This window comes from Gammaproteobacteria bacterium (assembly GCA_034522055.1).
Classification (GTDB): Bacteria; Pseudomonadota; Gammaproteobacteria; order JAABTG01; family JAABTG01; genus JAABTG01.
In genome coordinates this window covers 1,817,479-1,838,893 of sequence record JAXHLS010000002.1, presented here as the reverse complement: position 1 = coordinate 1,838,893, position 21,415 = coordinate 1,817,479, and the positions used below count along the sequence as shown (strand labels likewise).

Annotated in this window: 11 protein-coding genes; 3 read left to right on the top strand and 8 right to left on the bottom strand. The window is 65.0% G+C overall.

What is annotated here, in order from left to right; all coding sequences use genetic code 11:
* Positions 1 to 51: 51 nt before the first annotated feature.
* The 7 genes from U5S82_08955 to U5S82_08925 all read right to left on the bottom strand — a co-directional run bounded on the left by U5S82_08955 (position 52) and on the right by U5S82_08925 (position 15,875).
* Complete coding sequence (locus tag U5S82_08955) at positions 52 to 8,571, bottom strand: glucoamylase family protein (GenBank protein MDZ7751775.1); 8,520 nt, start codon at positions 8,569 to 8,571, stop codon at positions 52 to 54.
* Positions 8,572 to 9,491: 920 nt separating this feature from the next.
* Positions 9,492 to 11,873: a VWA domain-containing protein gene (locus tag U5S82_08950; GenBank protein ID MDZ7751774.1), complete on the bottom strand. Its 2,382-nt coding sequence runs from the start codon at positions 11,871 to 11,873 to the stop codon at positions 9,492 to 9,494.
* Between the two features lie 4 nt (positions 11,874 to 11,877).
* Positions 11,878 to 12,480: a methyltransferase gene (locus U5S82_08945; protein ID MDZ7751773.1), complete on the bottom strand. Its 603-nt coding sequence runs from the start codon at positions 12,478 to 12,480 to the stop codon at positions 11,878 to 11,880.
* Positions 12,480 to 12,968 (bottom strand): TIGR00645 family protein, encoded by a 489-nt coding sequence (locus tag U5S82_08940; GenBank protein MDZ7751772.1) that lies wholly within the window; start codon positions 12,966 to 12,968, stop codon positions 12,480 to 12,482. The genes U5S82_08945 and U5S82_08940 overlap by 1 nt, the downstream gene beginning before the upstream one ends.
* Positions 12,969 to 12,985: 17 nt before the next feature.
* Positions 12,986 to 13,792, bottom strand: a complete 807-nt coding sequence (locus U5S82_08935) for a CbbQ/NirQ/NorQ/GpvN family protein (GenBank protein ID MDZ7751771.1) — start codon at positions 13,790 to 13,792, stop codon at positions 12,986 to 12,988.
* Between the two features lie 168 nt (positions 13,793 to 13,960).
* Positions 13,961 to 14,320 carry a ribulose bisphosphate carboxylase small subunit gene (locus U5S82_08930; GenBank protein MDZ7751770.1) on the bottom strand — a complete coding sequence of 120 codons (360 nt, stop codon included), beginning with the start codon at positions 14,318 to 14,320 and terminating at the stop codon, positions 13,961 to 13,963.
* 130 nt (positions 14,321 to 14,450) lie between these two features.
* Complete coding sequence (locus U5S82_08925; protein ID MDZ7751769.1) at positions 14,451 to 15,875, bottom strand: form I ribulose bisphosphate carboxylase large subunit; 1,425 nt, start codon at positions 15,873 to 15,875, stop codon at positions 14,451 to 14,453.
* 183 nt (positions 15,876 to 16,058) lie between these two features.
* Here U5S82_08925 and U5S82_08920 point away from each other — a divergent pair, with 183 nt between their 5' ends.
* Positions 16,059 to 17,027 (top strand): LysR substrate-binding domain-containing protein, encoded by a 969-nt coding sequence (locus U5S82_08920; protein MDZ7751768.1) that lies wholly within the window; start codon positions 16,059 to 16,061, stop codon positions 17,025 to 17,027.
* A gap of 67 nt (positions 17,028 to 17,094) precedes the next feature.
* Here U5S82_08920 and U5S82_08915 read toward each other — a convergent pair whose 3' ends face one another.
* Positions 17,095 to 18,135 carry a tetratricopeptide repeat protein gene (locus tag U5S82_08915; protein MDZ7751767.1) on the bottom strand — a complete coding sequence of 347 codons (1,041 nt, stop codon included), beginning with the start codon at positions 18,133 to 18,135 and terminating at the stop codon, positions 17,095 to 17,097.
* Positions 18,136 to 18,316: 181 nt separating this feature from the next.
* Between U5S82_08915 and speD the strand changes: the two genes are divergently transcribed.
* Positions 18,317 to 19,120: an adenosylmethionine decarboxylase gene (speD, locus tag U5S82_08910; GenBank protein MDZ7751766.1), complete on the top strand. Its 804-nt coding sequence runs from the start codon at positions 18,317 to 18,319 to the stop codon at positions 19,118 to 19,120.
* A gap of 375 nt (positions 19,121 to 19,495) precedes the next feature.
* Complete coding sequence (locus U5S82_08905) at positions 19,496 to 21,091, top strand: choice-of-anchor I family protein (GenBank protein ID MDZ7751765.1); 1,596 nt, start codon at positions 19,496 to 19,498, stop codon at positions 21,089 to 21,091.
* Positions 21,092 to 21,415 lie beyond the last annotated feature (324 nt).

The window sequence follows — 21,415 nt, the reverse complement described above, 5'->3', positions numbered from 1 at the left end:
AGACATCAAAATTCGTGGAGATGCCTCGGATACTGACCCCTTTAGGGCCTTTCAACCCAGCCCTACTTCGACGGTGTGTTCGCGGCGGTCGTCGACGAGTGGAATGAGCGTGTCGGGACACTCGGCACCGTCCAGCGTTACGCGGCTCACGTGCCCCTGCGTGCCGGCACGTCTGATGGTGATGTGATAGACGGTGTCGCGATAGCGGTAATGGATCTTGTACGAATCCCAATCGGCCGGGATGCGGGGCGCTATGCGCAGATGGTCCACTTCGAGGTTGAGGCCGAGCAGGGTTTCCACGGCCAGCCGGTACATCCAGCCGGCCGCGCCGGTGTACCAGGTCCACCCACCACGGCCGATATGCGGTGACACACCATAGATGTCGGCACACATGACGTAGGGCTCTACGCGGTAGCGCGCGATCCGCTCAGGTGTGCTGCCGTGGTTGACGGGATTGAGCAGATCAAAGTATTCCCACGCGCGTTCCGTATCGCCCAGCATGGCGAAGGCCATCGTGGCCCAGATCGCCGCGTGGGTGTATTGACCGCCGTTCTCGCGCACGCCCGGGATGTAACCCTTGATGTAGCCTGGTTCCAGGTCGGCGGTATCGAAAGGCGGGTCGAGCAGCTGGATGAGCCGATGGTCACGCCGCACCAGACGCTGGTCGACCGCTGTCATCGCCTGGTGGGCCCGCCCGGCGGCGCCTCCGCCGGAAATGACCGCCCAGCTCTGGCTGATGGAATCGATCTGGCATTCTTCGTTGGCGGCCGATCCCAGCGGGGTGCCGTCGTCGAACCAGGCGCGCCGGTACCATTGACCATCCCAGGCCTGGTCCTCGATGTTGCTGCGCAGCCGGGTTGCCTGGGCGGTACACAGCTCGGCAAAGTCGGTATCTTCGCGATCGCGCGCCAGGCCGGCAAATAGTTCCAGGTTTTCGAGCAGGAACCACGCCAGCCATACGCTTTCGCCCTTGCCATCCTTGCCGACGAGATTCATACCGTCATTCCAGTCGCCGCATCCCATCAGGGGCAAATGATGCTCGCCGAAACGCAGCCCGTGCTTGAGGGCACGCACGCAGTGCTCGTACAAGCTGGCGGCGTCGGGCGAACGTCGCGGCTGATCGTAATAGGCCTCTTCTTCGGCATACAGCTCGCGGCCTTCCAGAAAATGGATGAGTTCGTCAAGCACGCCGGTGTCGCCGGTCGCCCGCACATAGCGGCAAGCGGCGTACGGCAGCCATAGATAGTCGTCGGAAAAACGCGTGCGCACACCCTGTCCGCCGGGCGGGTGCCACCAGTGCTGCACGTCGCCTTTGGGAAACTGTCGCCCGGCGTGTCGGATCAGTTGCTCGCGGGCGAGCCCGGGCGTCGCATGGATCAGCGCCATGGTGTCCTGCAGCTGATCGCGGAAACCGTAAGCGCCGCCGGACTGGTAATAACCGCTGCGTCCCCACAACCTGCATGACAATGTCTGGTAAACCAGCCAACCGTTGACCAGCATGTTGAGCGCGGTATCGGGTGTGTCGACATTTACCGCACCGAGGGTACGGTTCCAGTGTTCCCACACCGCTTCCAGCGCCTGCCGCGCGCTCGCGCATCCGCCGAAGCGCTGAATGAAGCGCCGCGCTTCGCCGGTGTCACGGGCCGCGCCGAAGATGAACACGATCTCGCGTTCCTCCCCGACCGCCAGCTCGGCCCCGGTCTGGATCGCGGCGCATGGATCGAAGCCCGCGCCGGTCCGGCCCGACAGGCGCTTGTGTCCCATGGCCGCCGGGCTCGCCAGCGAGCCGTTACGACCGATGAACTCGACACGGTCTCCGCTCACCGTACGCCCGCGTTCGCTGACGTGGGCGAACACCACGCGGTCGGCGTATTCACGGCCGTAGGCATTGCGGGCAAACAGCGCGTCGCTGTGCGGATCGGTTTCAGTGACGATGTGCATCTGGTTGGTGTGCCGCCATTCGCCGAGCACCAGTTCCCAATAGCCGGTAAGGGATAGGCGGCGTTTGTACTGCGAGGCGTTGCGCAGCTTCACGACCACGAACTTCACCGGCGCGTCCATGGCGACGTAGGTACGCAACTCGGAAGCGATGCCGGACTCGAAATGCTCGAACACGCTGTAGCCGAAGCCGTGTCGGCACACATAGCCGGATCTGCCACGAGCGGGCAGCGGCGTCGGCGACCAGAATGCGCCGGTCTCCTCATCGCGCAGGTAAACCGCTTCCCCGCTGCTGTCGGAGAGGGGATCATTGTGCCAGCTGGTCAACCGGAATTCGTGGGCGTTCTCCACCCAGGTGTAGGCGCTGCCACCCTCGCTGACGACCGTGCCCATGTACGGGCTGGCGATGACGTTGGACCACGGTGCCGGTGTGTCCTGGCCGGGTTCGAGGGTAATCACGTATTCGTGCCCGTCGGGTGTGAACCCGCCCAGCCCGTTGCTGAAAATACGCTGGCGCGCCGCCAGCGGATAGATCGGATCGTGAGCCGCCCGCCGCACGGGCTCCAGTAGGTCCGACGGACGCTTCGCCGACCTGCGGCGTTCCACCTGCTCGATCAGCATTTCGGTAGTGTCGCTGAAGACGATGCGGGCAACGGTCTGCAGCAAGACGCGTTCGTCCTCCGTCAACTCCTCGGCCCGCCGCACGAAGACCCCGCCCGGCCTATCCATCGCGTGCGCGTCGGACCCCGTGTTGATCAGGCCCATGATCAGGTCCTGCAACTCCGCCCGGTAGCCGGAGAAATCCTCATTCACGATCACCAGATCGGCGGCCAGACCCTTCATGCGCCAATAGGCATGGGCCTGCAGGACCTGTTTGACCAGATCGATGCGACCGATACCGCCGATGTGCAACAACACGATGGGCAGATCGCCCGAAATGCTGAACCGCCACAGCCCGGCCTGCCCCAACTGGTTGCGTGCAAGGATATCCGGTGAAGCACGGCGCAGGGCATGGCCGAAGACGACGGAGTTCGCCATACGGCCGAAGAGCTGCGCCTCGGCTTCGGTTATGTTGAGGTGGCGCAGCACCTCCTGGCTCTGGTACCAGGCCATCTCGAACGCGCGCTCGACGAAGTGGCGGTCGTTGTATTTTTCCAGCAGCGCCAGTGCGGCCTCGCGCGTATCGGCCACTCCGGAGATGACTTGCACGGTGGCCGATTCGTCGGGTGACAGGATCAGGGCACGGCGGATCGACACGATGGGGTCGAGCACCGGGCCGTCCGTGTTCGACAGACGGGTTGGACCGTCCCGGTTATCGAGCATCAGCGGGTTGGCCGCGGTGCGGCCGCGCCCGATGAAGCGGGCGCGGTCCGTCTCGAAGGATGGTTCGTCCGCAGTGGCCCCCGGCGCGGCCAGCAGGTGAAACATCCAGGGGGGCTGCTCACCCGGCGTGCGCGGTCTCCGCGTGCAGAGGATCGCTCGCAGCTCGGGCAGGATTTCGGTCTGCACGAACAGGTTGCTGAAGGCGCGGTGCGCGAGGTCGGCATGGGGCGGCGCCAACACCACTTCCCCATAGCTCGTCACCTCGATGCGACGGCCGCGGGCCGACTGGTTGGTGAGGGTGACGCGACGGATCTCGACATCGTCCTCCGGCGACACGCAGATTTCGGTATGCGCCTCGATGGCGTGATCGCGCCGCCGGTATTCGGCACGCCCCTGCACGAAGATCGCCTCGTAATGTTCGGCAGGGCGCAGGGTCGGCTGATGCGCGGCCGACCAGTACTCGCCGCTGTCGCGGTCGCGCAGGTAGATGAAGGTACCCCAGCCGTCGGTGGTGGCGTCCTCGCGCCAGCGCGTGATGGCGAGGTCGCGCCAGCGGCTGGCGCTGCCGCCGGCATGGGTTGCCATGACGTGATAGCGGCCGTTCGACAACAGGTGCACTTCGGGCAGCCGGGTGTTCGGTTCGGTGAACACGCGCATGATCGAACCGACGTCCGCGCTGGGCGGGCGGGCGGCGGCACTCACTTCGGCCGCGTGCGGGTGCAGGGTGGCGCCCTTCTTCGGCACCCGCTCCTGCAGCAGCAGTTCGGTCGCCCGCGCGAATGGGTCGGACATGAAGCGGTGCTGCATCGGCTGGTCGAGCAGGACATGCGCGTACGCCAGCAGGCTCATGCCCTGGTGATGCGCCATGAACGAACGCACGATGGCGTGCGGCTTGCCACGCGGCACCCGCGACGGCGTGTAGTCGATGGCCTCGTAGAAACCGTAGGCGCCGAGAAAGCCCTGATTGGCCAGGGTCTGCAGGTTGCGGCAGGCGTCCCGCGGCATCACCGTCAACGCCAGGGCGCTGGCATAGGGCGCGATGACCAGGTCTTCGCCCAGCCCGCGCTTGAAGCCGAGGCCCGGCACGCCGAAGGCCCTGTACTGGTACACCTGGTTGAGATCAGTAGCGTTGTAGCAGGACTCGGAGATCCCCCATGGCACCGCGCGCTGGCGGCCGTATTCGACCTGGCGCGCCACCGCCGCCTTGCAGGTCTGCTCCAGCAGGGTGTTCGGGTAACTCGGCATGATCAGCAGCGGCATCAGGTACTCGAACATCGAGCCGCTCCACGAGATCAGGCTGAGGTCGGCGCCGTGCCTGGTGAGCAGGCGGCCGAGCGAGAACCAGTGCTTCTGTGGCACCTGTCCCTGAGCGATGAGCAGGAAACTGGCCAGCCGCGATTCCGATGCCAGAAGGTCGTAGCAGGAAGGATCGCGCCGTCGCTCGCCGATGTCATAGCCGATGGCCAGCAGATCACGCGCGGCATCGTAGAGAAATCCGAAGTCCATCGCTGCCAGGTCGCGGCACCGTTTCATCAGGTCATGGATGGAGTCCAGTTGTGTCAGCACGACAGCGCCGGCTGTCCCCGCGCCGGCCAGTTCCATGCGCGTCGGGATGGCGCTGCCCTGCCACGAAGCGGGCACCAGGAATGCGAGTTCGTCCTGGAGGGCTCGGGACTGCCGGTCGAACGCCTGCGCCCAGTAAACCCCTTCATGGTCGCTATCGGTGTCCGTGGGCAGCGATTCAAGCAACATGCCGCTCGCGCGTCGAATCTGCTCCAGCGCACTGGCGGCGCCAGCCAGGGTCAGCGGCGGCCCGTCGGCTGTGAGTGCGCGCAGGGTGTCCTGCAGCAGGTCGATGCCTTTCGCCGGCTCGGGAGCGGCCGCGGCGGGCCACTGTTCGGCCAGTATCTGCAGGGTGTCCCGCAGTCCCTGAAAGGCGCTGCCTGACAGCACCGGCTGATGCGTCATTTCGGCCAGCCCCGCCTGCAGGGTGAGTAGGCAGCCCGCCAGGTTGCCGCTGTCCACAGAGGAGACGTATTGCGGATGCAGCGGTTGCAGCGTGCGGGTGTCGTACCAGTTGTAAAGATGGCCGCGGTAGCGTTCCAGCTTTTCCATGGCGGCCAGGGTGTTGCCGATGCGCTGCAGGCATTCCCCAACCGTGATGTAGCCGAAATCGACCGCAGCCAAGTCAGCCAGGAGAGACATGCCAATGTTGGTGGGCGAGGTGCGGGAAGCGACGGCCGGCGCCGGATATTCCTGGAAGTTGTCGGGTGGCAGCCAGTTGTCCTGCGGGCCGACGAAGTCCGCGAAGTAGCGCCAGGTGCGTCGGGCCGATGTCCGCAGGAAGGCGTGCTGATCGGCACTCAGGCCTGGTGCAGGGGCCACCAGCGGCTGGCTGATCCACCAGCCGATTGCCGGCGATGCCAGCCATAGCAGCAGCAACGGCGCCGCGGCGTGCCATGGTGTCCCCGCCACGGCCAGGGCCCCGCCCAGCGCCGTCGCGAGCGCCGGCGCGATCCACATTTCGCGAAAAAATTCGGGCAGGGTGCGGCGGGCGTTGCGGCGCCCGTAGGCCGGCAGTTGCCACAACAACAGACCGCGCCGCGTGAACAGCATGCGGACGCCAGAGCCCAGGATTGCCCCCAGGCAGATCCGTGTGTCGTTGGGCAGGAACACGAGGGTCAGCAGGCCGAGCATGAGCGGGCGACCGGCGGATCGGCCGGTCACGTTCAGGTGCACCAGCCAGGCGCGTTCGGGTGGCCTGCGCACCAGCTCGAGCAGGGTGGACAGCAGGGGCGGCAGGAGCACCACGGCCACGACCACCAGGGTCCATAGCCACACGGGTCCCAGGCCCAGTAGCCATCCCCCCGCCAACAGGGCCAGCAACGCCGGCGCCACCAGGCTGCGCCGCAGGTTGTCGAACAGCTTCCACCGTGACAGTGCCGACAGCGGATTGGGTAGCCGCCTTGCCTGCGTGCCGTTGGGCGGACCAGGCACGCGCGGCAGCAACCAGCCGGCCAGCTGCCAGTCGCCCCGTATCCAGCGGTGGCGGCGGCTGGCATCGACGTTGACGCCGGCCGGATGTTCCTCGATGAGATCGACGTCGCTCACCAGGGCCGAACGCGCATAGCCGCTTTCCAACAGGTCATGACTGAGAATGAGGTTCTCCGGAAAACGGCCGTCGACAGCCTGACGAAACGCGTCGACGTCGTAGATGCCCTTGCCGATGAAGGAACCCTCGCCGAACATGTCCTGGTAGACGTCCGACACTTCGCGGGTATAGGGATCAATCCCCGAGTCGCCGGCGAAGAGCCGGGCAAAGCGCGAGCCCCCGGCGCTGGTCAGGCTGATCGAGGCGCGCGGTTGCAGGATCGCGTAGCCGTCGACGATTCGGCCCCTGGCAGCATCGTAGACCGGCCGGTTGAGGGGATGCGCCAGATTGCCGACCAGAGTCCGGGCCGCATCCCGCGGCAACTGGGTATCGGTGTCCAGGGTGATGACGTACCGAATGGATTCGAGGATGGATGGGTCGCCGACGATATCCGAGAATGCCTTTCGGGCATCGCCCCGCAGTCGGGCGTTGAACTGCTCCAGCTTGCCGCGCTTGCGCTCGTAGCCCATCCATACCCCCTCTACGGAGTTCCAAAGCCGGGGCCGATGAAACAGGTAGAAGATACAGGGGCGGTCGTCGCGGTAAGTCGCGTTGAGCGCGTCGACCGCGGCGCGTGCATGGGCAAGCAGGGCGCTGTCTTCCGGCAGCGTCTGTACCGGGGCGTCGGCAAAGTCCGTCAGCAACGCGAAGAACAGATTGGGGTCGCGGTTACCGAGATAGCGGATCTCCATCGCTTCGATCAGGTTATCGATGTCCTGCGTCCTGGTTATCAGGGTGGGTACGACCACCATGGTGCGGTGGCGATCCGGTATCCCGGCGGAAAAATCCATGCGCGGCAGGGCGCGCGGCGGCAGGACGAGGGTGACCAGCCGGTTCATCAGCGGGACCGCCAGGGCGGAGGCGGCGATGAGGAGGGGCAGGGCCAGAAGCCAAAGCCGTTCGTCATGCACGTCATATCTGCCGAGCGCGGACAGTACGATGTCAATGGATAGTGCGGTCAGCAGGAGGATGGGCCCCAGATAGAGGAACAGGCGGATGGGCTGGGCCACGCGACTCATGCGGGACTTCCACGGCACCCGGCAGCCGACTGCGTGCTCCAGCTGGGAGCGGCCGCGACCGATCAGAAAGTACCCGACATGCGCACTGCGATCATGGGACCCGCGGTGCGCGGCCTGCGCGAGGGCGATGGCTTCGCGCGCCACCACCCATTCGCTCGCCGTGCTGTGGCGCGCCACGTCCTCGATGGCGTGCCGGTAGCGGTCGCGGGTGGCGAAATCCTGGCTGGCGTAACTGTCCAGCGGGTCTTCGCGCAAGGCCCGCTCGACGAGGCTGAGAGATTCGACGAATTGCTTCCAGTCCATGGCGCCAATGAAGCGCAGGCTACCGATGCTGTTGGCGATGGAGATCTGGTTGGCCGCGGCGGTGCGGCTGGCCGCTTCAGACAACCCGGTGGCAGTCACCCCCTGTTCGAGCAGCTTCTGCTCGACCCAGGTCTGAACGAAAGCCATGGCAGATCCCTGCGCCTGCAGTCGGCCGTAGAATTCCTCGACGAACGGCGCCGTCAACGGCACGTCAGCGTAGGCGAATTCGGCCAGCAGGTGGATCAGCTGCTTCGGATCTCTTTCGGCCGCGGCGAACATGCGGTCTGCCCAGATGGTGGCGGCGTCGCGCTCTTCGCGCCGCTGGGCGATGCGGACGCCGACGCGGCGCAGGTTTTCGAGCAGCGCCAACTGGAGCATGATGGGGAAGGCCCACAGTTCGCCCAGCTTCAGGGGCTCGGCGGCCTGGTAGGCGGAGATGAACTGAGTGGCGTTGTCGCTGTCGACGCGGCCGTCCATATGGGAGATGAGTTCCTGGGCCAGTTCGTAGATGCGCGGGAAACCGGCCAGCGGACCATCGGATAGCCGTGGCAGTTGCCGGCTGTAGCCGCGCGGCAGATGCCGGCGCGCCAGACTGATCTGCTGCTCAATCAGATAGAAGTTGTCGAGTAGCCAGGCCTCGGCCGGCACGATGCGCTGCCCCGGCGTGGCGGCAGCGGCGGTAACGACGTCATAGGCCGTCAGCAGGACGCGTTCATTGTCCGCCAGCCGCGGCAGCAAGCGGTCCGGGCCGGGGCCTGGGTCGATCCGGTGCCGGCCCGCCAGGGTGAGGGCGTGGCGCTTCAGCTGATCGATGCTGAACAGCTCCGACCGCAGCAACTCGGTGTCGTGGTCGTGGCGCAGCGCAGTGCCAGTGCCTGAGAAGAAATCCCAAAATTTGCTGTCTATGACCTGCCCCTTGTTGGTATGACAAGTAATTGCGGAACGGGCCTGATGCCTGTAGATACGCTCGGGAGGTGATTACGCGGGCCTGTCAGGAACCATGGGCATGGGAGATGCTGGAGGGCACTAAAAGGACCTCAGGCCAGGGTAGCCGACCGATAGCCGGCTGGAACCGCCAAACACGCCGCGACCGGTATCCGCACGAGGCGAGAGCAGATACCTGATGGTGTCCTCTATGAATCACCGCCGAGACCCCGCGTAGTGTGGCGCAAACCGGTCGAGATCATCATCGCCACCGGGCATCTGCGATGCCCGCGAACGATGATACTCGCATACGGTAACCGCGAAAGGATGCAAAGACCATTTTTAACCACGAAATACTCGAAATCACACGAAATTTTTGGGGAGGACTGTAGGTGGGGTGTGCTTGCGAATCCCAGCGGATATTCTCAACGGACTCCACCGCACATTCCTTTGGCACGGATGTAGGTCGGGATTCATCCCGACAATCAAACCCGCCGCGCATATCGCGCGCCGGGCCGGTACCACCCGCCAGGGTTCGGTGTCGGGCTGAAGCCCGACCTACAACCGGACCTACAACCGGACCTACACAACACCCCCACCGCACATTCCTTTGGCACGAATGTAGGTCGGGATTCATCCCGACATTCAAGCCCGCCGCGCATACCGCGCGCCGGGTCGGTACCACCGGCCAGGGTTCGGTGTCGGGCTGAAGCCCGACCTACAGCCCGACCTACAGCCCGGCCTACAACCCGACCTACGTCTTTCGCAATTTTCGTGTGTTTCGTGGTTACAAAAATCTGTAGGTCGGTTGCTCCTGGCAACCGACACCCCGGCTAACCGGTGATGGTGGCGAACACCGCCGGGAGGCGCTCCGGGAGCCGTTCCACGTTGTCCACGATGGAATAACGGTTCTCGCCGAAGATCCGCGCCACGTAGCGATCGGCCATGGGGTCTAGGGTCAGACAATAGGTGTGGATCCCCTGCATCTGCAGGTCCTCCACCGCTTTCTTGGCGTCGTGGCGCAGGTATTGGGGGTCGCGCTCGTCGATGTCGGCGGGCTCGCCGTCGGTGATGAGCAGCACCAGCCGCTTGCTGGCGGCCTGCTGGGCCAGGTGCCAGCCGGCGTGGCGCAGGGCCGCGCCCATGCGGGTGGACAGCCCGCCCTGCATGCCGGCCATGCGAGACTTGGCGTCGTCATCGTAGGGCTGGTCGAAATCCTTGAAGCGATAGTATCGGACGTCGTGGCGCCCGTCGGAGGCGAAGCCGTGGACGGCGAAGGCGTCGCCGATGGCATCGATGGCCCAGGACAGCAGACCGGTGGACTCGCGGGTGAGGTCGAGGATGCTGGCGGCCTCGTCGTAGTCGGCGGTCCCCTCTTTGACATCCCCCACCTTCTCGTTGGTGGATTCCGAGAGGTCCATGAGCACCACGATGGCCAGGTCGCGGACATGGCGGGTGATGCGGATGTTGATGCGCGGGTCCGGGGTGACGCCGCGACGGATGTCGATCATGGCACGCACGGCGGCGTTGATATCGAGCTCCTCGCCCTCCTCGTAGCCCCGGCGCCGCACGATACCCTGGGGTTGGAGGGCATCGATAAGATGGCGGATGCGGCTGGCCACGGGCTTGTACTTGGTGAGGATCTCGTCCATGAGTTCGGGGTCGCCCTTGGGCTGGCGGCGCTCCATCACGGTGGCCCAGTCGGGCCGGGCCAGCTGTACGTGGTAGTCCCACTCGTCGTAGTGGTAGGGCTCGGACACGGGCTCCTTGCCCTCCAGTTCGTTGAGGCTCTTGCCCTCGTCCTCGTAGGGGAAGACCTCGGTCTCGCAGGTCCAGATCTCCTGAGCGTCGTCGCCGGCCCCCGGCACATCCAGCTCGTTGGCCATCTCGATGATGCTGACGGTGCGCCGCACCTGGCGATCCTTCTGGGGTATGTAGTCCACCCCGCGGGACTCGAACATATTCTCGGCGAAGGCCCACACGTAACGGTTGTCATCCCGGTAGGGGATGGGCATCTCCGCCAGCTGACGGACGCCGGGCAGGGACATCTTTTCGGCCACACGGTTGTAGAGGCCGACACCGGCCATCCAGCTGATGCGGTTGTCGTCGGCCCCGGCCGCCAGGTCGTCGCGGAAACCCGCCGCGGCCTCGTTGACGAAGGCGTTGTCGTCCCGGTAGTCCGCGTCCAGCAGGGCGCGGGACATGCGCATCATGAGGTTCATGACGGGATGGACCTCCGGCACGTCGTCGTCGGGGCCGGGGGGCGTGGCGAAGAAGGACAGCCACAGTTTCCTGAGGCCGGGGAAGTCGCGCATGGCCAGGTGTTCCACCCGGGCGTCCTCGAACAACTCGATGAATTTCATCTGGGCCGGCGACAACTGCTCGGCGCTGATGGGCTCGCGGGTATACACCAGATGAGCCGCGCAGTGGGCGGCGGCGGCACGGTAGACCTCGATGCCCGAAATACCGTGGAAATCGTCGAAGGCGTCGGGGAGGTGGATCTGGAACTCCTCAATGAAGGGCCGGAGGCCCTCGCGCTTCTCATAATCCCCCGAGGTGGGGCGCATGAAGAAGGCGCGCGCCCACAGGGCCCGCAGGTAGAAGTTGAGGCGCCGCTGGTTGTCGATGAACAGGGTGCCGCGACGCTCCTTCTGGAGTACCGAGCGGGACGACTCGGTCTTGAGGCCGAAATAGGCCAGCTGGCCTTCGAGGTCCCGCTGGTGGGCCTGCATGCCCCAGTTGGCCCAGCGCCGCAGGCCGCCCAGGGTCAGCTTGGACAGCAGCTCGTCCAGGTGCTCCATCATGGGCCGCAGTCCCCGGGGGGCCTTGCCGGCGAGCTGGTGCAGCAGCTTGAGATAACCGCGCATGACGTCCACGTCGCCGAGGCGGCGCGCGGCCAGGGGCATGTTGGCCATCATCTGGGTGAGCACGGTGCCGGAGGTATGAGAAGCCAGCTTCATGAGGCTGGTGACGATGTCGGGGATGATGTCCTCCCCCACCTCCCGGGCCACTTCGGGGATCTCCTGCACGTAGGTAAGGACGAGGTCCTGGCCGCGCCCGAGGGTGCACATGGCGCGCATGCCCTCGAGATAATTCTGCAGGCCGCGGGGCGACATCACGCGCCCGGCCTCATGATAGGCGGACTCCAGGGCCTGGCGGTGTTCGTGGTCGCCCTCGTCCAGGCAGTTGATGTATTCGGAAAAGTCGATGCTCACGGGTCTAGTCCTGTTTTGTGGCCAGGGCCACCGTGTAGTGGGCGCCCTGTTTGCGCTTGTCGTAGTTACCGAACACGTCCTTGAGATTGCGTTCGATGAATCGCCGCAGCCCGCTCACCGTCACCACGCACAGGCGGCCGCCCGGCCTGAGATGGCGGCGGGCATCGTGAAGCAGGATGGACAGCAGCTCCTTGCCCACCTTGGCCGGCAGGTTGGAGACCACCACGTCGAAGCAACGGTCTCCCACCGCCCCGAAGCCATTGCTCAGGACGGCCTCGGCGTTGGCCAGGCCATTGCCGTGGATATTGCGCCGGGCGTAATCCACCGCCACGAAGTCCTTGTCCACCAGCAGGGTACGGCCCCGCGGGGCCAGGGCCGCCAGGGTGATGCCGAGGGGCCCGTAGCCGCAGCCCACATCCAGGCAATCATGATGGTCCTCCACCTCCAGGTGGTCGAGCAGCAGGCGGCTGCCCTCGTCCACCTCCCGGGGCGAGAACAGGCCCCAGGTGGAACGGAAGGTCAGGGGCCGGCCCTTGAGGCGCGCCTCGAAGACGATATCCGCCCGCAGATGGGCCACCGGATCGCCGCCTGTGGGCCGGTCAGACATCAGTGCCGGTTCATGCGGTCCAGGAACGCCATGCCCATGGCGGAGAGCACGAAAGTCATGTGGATGATGACGTACCACATGAGCTTGCTGTCGGGGATTTGCTGGGCGTTCATGAACACCTTGAGCAGGTGGATGGAGGAGATGGCGACGATGGAGGCCGCCACCTTCTGTTTCAGGGAGCCAGAGTCCAGCTTGCCCAGCCAGGCCAGCTTCTCGCTGCCCTCCCTGATGTCGATGGCGGACACGAAATTCTCGTAGCCCGACAGCATCACCATCACCAGCAAGCCGCCCACCAGGGCGATGTCCACCAGGGTCAGCACCGCCAGCAGCAGGTCCGCCTCCTTCATGCCGATGATGGCGGGGAAGATGTGGAACACCTCTTCGAAAAACTTGATGCCCAACAGCAGCAGGGCGAGGCTGAGGCCCAGGTAGATGGGCGCCAGCAGCCAGCGACTGGCATAGAGAGCACCTTCGAGGGCGCGTTCCATACCGCCCGCGGCCATGATCAGAAAAAGGTGCCCACGGCGGCGTCCAGGGTGTCCCGCATGTCCGGGTCGTCCGTGAGGGGGCGCACCAGGGCCATCTGGCAGGCGGCCACGGGGTCGATGCCCTTGCCGATGAGCTGGCCCGCATAGATCAGCAACCGTGTGGACATGCCCTCGTCCAGGCCGTGGCCCTTGAGGTTGCGGGAGCGCTGGGCCACCTGCACCAGGTTGGCCGCCACCTCGGCATCCACACCACCCTCGTGGCTGACGATCTCGGCCTCGATGTCGGCGCCGGGATAGTCGAAGTCCAGGGCGCCGAAGCGCTGCTTGGTAGACTGCTTGAGGTCCTTCATCAGGCTCTGGTAGCCGGGGTTGTAGGAGATGACGATCTGGAAGTCCGGATGGGCCTCCACCACCTCGCCCTTCTTCTCCAACGGCAGCACCCGGCGGTGATCCGTGAGGGGATGGATCACCACCGTGGTGTCCTGGCGGGCCTCCACCACCTCGTCGAGATAACAGATGGCGCCGATGCGGGCCGCCACCGTGAGGGGGCCGTCCTGCCACCGGGTGCCGTTGGCATCGAGCAGGAAGCGGCCCACCAGGTCGGAGGCCGTCATGTCCTCGTTGCAGGCCACCGTGATGAGGGGCTTGCCGAGCTTGTAGGCCATGTACTCCACGAAGCGTGACTTGCCGCACCCCGTGGGGCCCTTCAGCATCACCGGCATGCGGGCACCGTAGGCCGCCTCGTAGAGTTCCACCTCGTTGCTCACCGGCCGGTAATAGGGCTCATCCTTGACAAGGTATTTTTCTTGCTCGCTTTCGCTCATCTCGCACTCCCTAAAATTAGGACTGATTTAGAACTGTGAATTCCAAACTGGAATATCCAGGACGTTGCCACTCCCCAATTCATAATTCAAAATTCAAAATTCGTAAAGAAAGGGCCCCTGCCCCGCGGGACGGAGCAGGGACCCTCGGCACTTCTGATCCTGACCGGCTCAGACCTTGATGGGGCCCCGGAAGATCACCATGGACGTGCCCTGGGACTGGGCGTAATTGTCATAGCCGATGAGGCGCACGTGGTGGTCCGGGTTGGCCTTGTGGCAGGCCTCGGCCTCGGCCAGGATGCGGTCCACGTCGGTCTCGCCGAACATGGGCAGCTTCCACATGTACCAGTAATAGTCGAAGGCGTTCTCGGGCTCGGTGTGCTCGAGGGCCGGGTTCCAGCCGCGGTCCACGATGTACTGCACCTGGGCCCGCATGTCCTCCTTGGACAGTTCCGGCAGGTAGGAGAAGGTCTCGAACTTGCGGCTGGAGGGGTCGGAAAGCCGTGAACTGTAGTCTTGCATGTCACTCATTTGTTAATTCCTCGAATTTAGGGTCTGGCGCCGGGGCGCCCTGAATACTGTCCGGTGGGGTGGCCGCCGCGACAGGGGCGAGGCCCCCATCGCGGCCGCCACCGCTGCTACCAACGATTCGCGAAGCGAATCACTTATGGGCCACGTCCAGCTTGTCCACGGTATCGAACTCGAACTTGATCTCCTTCCAGGTTTCCATGGCGGCCCCCAGCTCGGGGCTCGACTTGGCGGCCTCGCGCAGCACGTCGCCGCCACGCTTTTCCAGGCCCTCGTTGCCGTTCTTGTTGCGGTCCTCCACACAGGCCTCGACGGCCACGCGGTTGGCCGCGGCACCGGCCGCGTTACCCCAGGGGTGGCCGAGGGTACCGCCGCCGAACTGCAGCACGGAGTCGTCGCCGAAGATGGTCACCAGGGCGGGCATGTGCCACACGTGGATACCGCCGGAGGCCACCGGCAACACGCCGGGCATGGAGCCCCAGTCCTGATCGAAGAAGATGCCGCGGGTGCGGTCTTCCTTGATGTACGAGTCACGCATGATATCGATCCAGCCCAGGGTGGCCTCGCGGTCGCCTTCGAGCTTGCCCACCACGGTGCCGGAGTGCAGATGGTCGCCACCGGACAGACGCAGGATCTTGGCCAGCACGCGGAAGTGGATGCCGTGCTTGGGATGACGGTCGAGAACCGCATGCATGGCGCGGTGGATGTGCAGCAGGATGCCGTTGTCGCGGCACCAGTCGGCCAGGCCGGTGTTGGCGCAGAATCCACCGGTGATGTAGTCGTGCATGATGATGGGGGCGCCCAGCTCCTTGGCGCGCTCGGCACGCTTGAACATCTCGTCGGGGGTGGGGGCGGTGACGTTCAGGTAATGGCCCTTGCGCTCGCCAGTCTCCTTCTCGGCCTTGTGGATGGCGTCCATGACGAAGTCGAAACGCTGGCGCCAGCGCATGAAGGGCTGGGAGTTGACGTTCTCGTCGTCCTTGGTGAAGTCCAGACCGCCGCGCAGGCATTCATAGACCGCGCGGCCGTAGTTCTTGGCCGACAGACCGAGCTTGGGCTTGATGGTGCAACCCAGCAGCGGACGGCCGTACTTGTTCATGATGTCGCGCTCCACCTGGATGCCATGGGGCGGACCGCCGCAGGTCTTGACGTAGGCGATGGGGAAGCGTACGTCCTCCAGGCGCAGGTGGCGCAGGGCCTTGAAGCCGAACACGTTGCCCACCAGGGAGGTGAACACGTTCACCACCGAGCCTTCTTCGAACAAGTCGATGGGGTAGGCGACGAAGGCATAGAAGGACTCGTCGTCGCCGGGCACGTCCTCGATGGAGTAGGCACGGCCCTTGTAGTAGTCCATGTCGGTCAGCAGGTCGGTCCACACCGTGGTCCAGGTGCCGGTGGAGGACTCGGCCGCCACGGCGGCGGCGGCCTCCTCGCGGGGCACGCCCGGCTGAGGGGTGATCTTGAAACAGGCCAGTAAATCGGTATCCAGGGGGGTATATTCGGGCATCCAGTAGGTTTCGCGATAATCCTTAACACCCGCGCTGTAGGTCTTTGCCATGAGATTACTCCATCTTTATGTGGCCCGGGTTCGAATCCCGGTGCCGTCTGTAGGACCGTAATGGCCAACCCTGTCAATCTGTGGGGTTATAGCCATCCTCGGACACAGAGTATAGTGCGTTTATCTATAAGACACATTCACGATTATTGATAAGTTGCATAAGGTTATTGTTATAGTCCTACCATGCACTGCACCCTTCGACAGCTCGACGTATTCCAAGCCGTGGCCCGGCACCTGAGTTTCACCCGCGCCGCCGCGGAGCTGCACCTGTCCCAGCCCGCCGTGTCCATGCAGGTGAAACAGCTCGAGGCCAACATCGACGCCCCCCTGTTCGAGCAGCTCGGCAAACGGCTCTACCTCACCGAGGTGGGACGGGAACTGTTCCGCTACAGCCGTAATATAAGCCAGCAATTGGAGGAGGCGGATCAGGTCATCAACGAGGTGAAGGGTACGGCCGGAGGGCGGCTGAAGGTGGCGGTGGCGAGCACCGTCAACTACTTCGCCACCCGGCTACTGGGGGATTTCTGCCAGCGCTTCCCCCAGGTGCAGGTGCGCCTGGAGGTGACCAATCGGGAGGGCCTGCTCAACCTGTTGGAGAACAACGGCACCGATATCGTGCTCATGGGCCGCCCCCCCGACACCCGCGACCTGGTATGGACCCCCTTCATGGAGAATCCGCTGGTGGTGATCGCACCGCCCGGCCATCGTCTGACGGGGATGGACGACATTCCCCTGTCGGCACTCAGGGACGAGAGCTTCCTGTTACGGGAGGCCGGATCGGGCACCCGCACCGCCATGGAGCGCTTTTTCACGGAACGGGACATCTCCTTCGCCACGGGTATGGAGATGAATACAAACGAGGCCATCAAACAGGGGGTGGAGGCCGGCCTCGGCCTCGGCGTGGTGTCTTTGCATACCGTGGGCACGGAACTGGAGACCGGTCAGCTCAAGGTATTGAACGTGGAGTCTTTTCCCATCCGCCGGGAATGGTACGTGGTCTACCGGCGCGGCAAACGCCTGCCCGTCATCGCCCAGGCCTTCATGGCCTTCCTGCTGGAGGTGACGGCCGACAAGAACTCGAGTGTCACCACCCCCGAGCCCGACCAGGAAGGGCAACCGCGGACGCCGCCGGTCCAGGCCGGCACGGATTGAAGCCCCTGCGCTTTGCACCGGGCGCCCATGGTGCCATCGGTTGGGTGGTGACAGCGGCGGCGGCCGCTCAACCGCCGCCGGCCTCGGCGGCCGCGGCCCGTTCCTGGATGGCCTGCGCCCGCGCCCTTAGGGCCTGTGCTTCATCTTCCTCGCCCCGCGCCTCCAGCAACTCGGCGAAGCCCGCCAGGGTGCCCGCCAGGCGCGGGTCGTCCCGGACGTCCAGGCGCTCCCACATGGCGATGGCCTGCCGGTAGAGTTCCTCGGCCTCGGTCGGCAGGTCCTGGGCCCGGCGCAGAAAGGCGATGTTGGCGAGGCTCTGGGCCAATTGGGGATGGTGCTCGCCCAGGGCCTTGCGGCGCATCTGCAGGGAGCGCTGATAGACCCGATCGGCATCCTCCAACCGGTTGGCCTTGACATACAAGGCGCCGAGATTGTTCAGGGAGGCCGCCACCCGCAGATCCTCGGCCCCGAGGGCGCGGGCCTCCTGGACGGCGGCGGCGTAGAAGCGCTCGGCCTCCGCCAGGCGTCCCTGAACCAGGGCCCGGGTGCCCGCGGCATTGTAGTTGGCCCAGCGCTCCTCGGGAGTGGCGCCGGCCGAGGACGGCAGGGCCAGCAGAGGCTGGCCCTCCTCATCGCTAAACACCGCCGCGGGGCCACCGCCGTCGGCGAGCCCCAGGGCGAGGCGATCCCGACCCTCCTCGTCCCGCAGATAGAGCCGGGCCTGTCCCGCGTGCTCGTCATCCAACAGCAGGGAGATGCGGGCCTGGCCCGTGGCATCGGCCAGCATGAGCTGCGGTTGCCCGCTGGCAGCGAGGCCGAACCACATGCGGTTGCGATTCTCACCGTCATAGAGGTAGAGGGCGGGCTGGCCCTCACTGCTAAGACCGAGGCGGGCCACCGCATTGCCGTCGGCGTCCTCCACCACGAAGGCGCCGGCCCGCTGCTGGGGCTGAAGAGCCAGCTGGACGGCCAGGGCCAGGGCGCCCAGGGCCACCATCACCGCCACGACTGCAAGGCCGGCCACCAGCGTGTAGCGGTGTCTCAGGCGGGCCAGCTGATAGGCCGTGTCCTGGAGCCGGGCCACGCTGGCGTCGCTTTCAGAGGTCATATTGGCCTTTCCGTCGAGGTTGCAGGATGGTAGCGACAGCCGGGATGTTGGTGCGCAATATTGGCCCGGAATATTCGCATACGGGCGCCATCAATACGAGACGCCCCGCCTGGCACTGTATCCGGCCCCGCGTTTTCTGGATAATCCGCGGATCGAACGAACCATAAGCGGAAACGGTGGAATGACCAAGCGCAAGAAGCTCAAGCTCCATGGCTTCAACAACCTGACGAAGACCCTGAGCTTCAACATCTACGATATCTGCTATGCCCAGAGCGATGCGGAACGGCGCGAGTACATCGCCTATATCGACGAAGAGTACAACGCCCGGCGCCTGACCCAGATCCTGACGGACGTGGCCAACATCATCGGCGCCACCATCCTCAACATCGCCCGCGAGGACTACGAGCCCCAGGGCGCCAGCGTCACCATGTTGATTTCCGAAGAATTCGTGGAGGACGTGGACGTCTCCAACTCCGAGTCCCCCGGGCCCCTGCCCGACGCGGTGGTAGCCCACCTGGACAAGAGCCACATCACCGTCCATACCTACCCCGAGAGCCACCCCCATAACGGCATCAGCACCTTCCGGGCCGACATCGACGTCTCCACCTGCGGCCGCATTTCACCCCTCAAGGCATTGAATTATCTGATTCATTCCTTCGAATCGGATATCGTCATCCTCGATTACCGGGTGCGGGGCTTCACCCGGGACGTCCACGGCAAGAAGCATTTCATCGACCACAAGATCAACTCCATCCAGAACTATCTGGCCCGCGACACCAAGGCCCGCTATCAGATGATCGACACCAACATGTACCAGGAGAATCTGTTTCACACCAAGATGATCCTGAAGGGTTTCGATCTCGACGATTACCTCTTCGCCATCGACAAGGGCCAGCTTCCCGCCAGGGAACAGCAGTCCATCGAGAGGCGCCTCAAGCGCGAGATGGCGGACATCTTCTACGGCAGGAACCTGCCCAAGGTCTGAAGCACCGGCCCCCTCAGGGCTTTTGATTCCCCCGCTGAATTTGTGGGTACATGGATGGGCTTTCGCCAAGGCCACCATACAGGCCCCGCCATCTGTCTTTCTCCGTGCCTCTGCGCCTCCGTGAGACATCTATTACAAGCCTGCTCACTATCCCATGGCCCGGGGCAAGCCCGTAGGGTGGGGTGCGCTTGCGCACCCCAACGGGCCCCGGCAGACGTGTGACGATATCGACGCGTTTGCATGGCGCGATGCCACCCCAGGTGGCAGAGCGGACAGCCGTAACCGTTTCGTCATCTGCTCGCCATGGGCTGGTCATACCCATGCACTCTAATGATGGTTCTTATCGATTCCCCATGAATTCACGAAGGAGCCGTCATGAACAAGGTACGCAAAGCCGTCATCGCTGCCCTGGTGCTGGCCCCCGCCGTCGCGGCGCAGGGCGCAGCCCCTATTCCTACCAACGAGCTGGTGTTCAGTGAATTGTGGCGGGCCTGGGCCTCGGGCACCGCCGGAAGCAGCCTCGACGGTGGCGCCGAGATCGGGGCCTTCGACGCCGCCAGCGGGCGGGTATTCGTCACCAACGGCGGACTCGGGCGGCTCGATTACTTCGACGCCAACACCAGCGGCGACATCACCAGCATCTCGTCCATCGCCCTCGGCGGCGGGCCCAACAGCGTGGCGGTGAGGAATGGCATCGTGGCCGTCGCCGTGGAGGCGGCCAACAAGCAGGATAATGGCTTCGTGGAGTTCTACGACACCGACGGCAATTTCCTCAACGCGGTGACGGCGGGCGCCCTGCCCGACATGGTCACCTTCACCCCCGACGGCAATCGCGTGCTGGTGGCCAACGAAGGTGAGCCCAATGACGACTTCGACAACGATCCCGTTGGCTCCATCAGCATCATCGACATCAGTGGCGGCGTGGCCGGAGCCACCGTGACCACCGCCGGCTTCGGCGCCTTCTCGGCCGCCGACATGAACAACGCCGGGGTGCGCATCTTCGGCCCCGGTGCCGGCGTCGCTCAGGATCTGGAGCCCGAATACATCGCCGTCTCCCCCGATGGCGCCACCGCCTTCGTGACCCTGCAGGAGAACAACGCCGTGGCCGTGGTGGACATCGCCTCGGCCACCGTCACCGCCATCCGCGGCCTCGGCACCAAGGACTTCATCGACCCGGCCAACCAGATCGACGCCAGCAACCGGGACGGCGTGGAAGGCAACTTCCAGAACTGGCCGGTGAAGGGCATGTTCCAGCCCGACACCATCGCCAGCTACGAGGCGGGTGGCGAGACCTACTTCGTGACCGCCAACGAAGGTGACGCCCGGGACTACGACGGCTTCTCAGAGGAGACCCGCATCGGCGACGAGGCCATCGACCCGGCCCTGGATGCCCTGTTGACGGCCTCCCTGGGGACCGACTGGCAGGCCGACGAGAACCTCGGGCGCCTGCGCACCACCACCACCGCCGACACCGACGGCGACGGCGATCTGGACGAGCTGCTGGCCTTCGGCGCCCGCTCCTTCTCCATCTGGGACGGCGACGGCAACTTGGTGTGGGACAGCGCCGACGCCCTGGAGAACATCACCCTGGCCGACGGCACCTTCGCGGAGAACCGCAGCGACGACAAGGGACCGGAGCCCGAGGGTCTGACCATCGGCATCCTCAACGGCAAGACCTATGCCTTCGTGGGCCTGGAGCGCACCAACGGCGTGGTGGTCTATAACATCACCGATCCCAATGCGCCGCAGTTCGTATCCCACCTGTTCAACGGCTTCGACGTCAGCCCCGAGGGCCTGGCCTTCGTGGCCGCCGGCGACAGCCCCACGGGCAACCCCCTGCTCATCGTCACCAACGAGGTGAGTGGCACCACCACCGCCTACAGCGTGAGCGCCGTGCCCCTGCCGGCGGCAGTGTGGCTCATGGGCCCCGCCCTGTTGGGTCTGCTAAGCGTGGCACGCCGCCGCACCTAAGCCATCCCGCCCTCCAAGCCCCGTGCCGGCCAAGCCGCACGGGGTTTTTTTGTTAAAAGCAGTTGAACCACGAAAAACGCAAAAGAACGCGAAAAGGGGAAAGGCCGGGAAGAAGTGTAGGCAACGAGAGGAGCAGCTCTCCCGTAACGGGGTGGCCGCGACGCCCGACACCCAACGCTGGCGGGTGGCACCGACCCGGCCTGTGGCGTGCGCGGCGGGCGTTAATGTCGGGATGAATCCCAACCTACATCCGTGCCAAAGGAATGGGCGGTGAGGGTGATGTGTAGGTCGGGCTGTAGGTCGGGCTTCAGCCCGACACCCAAC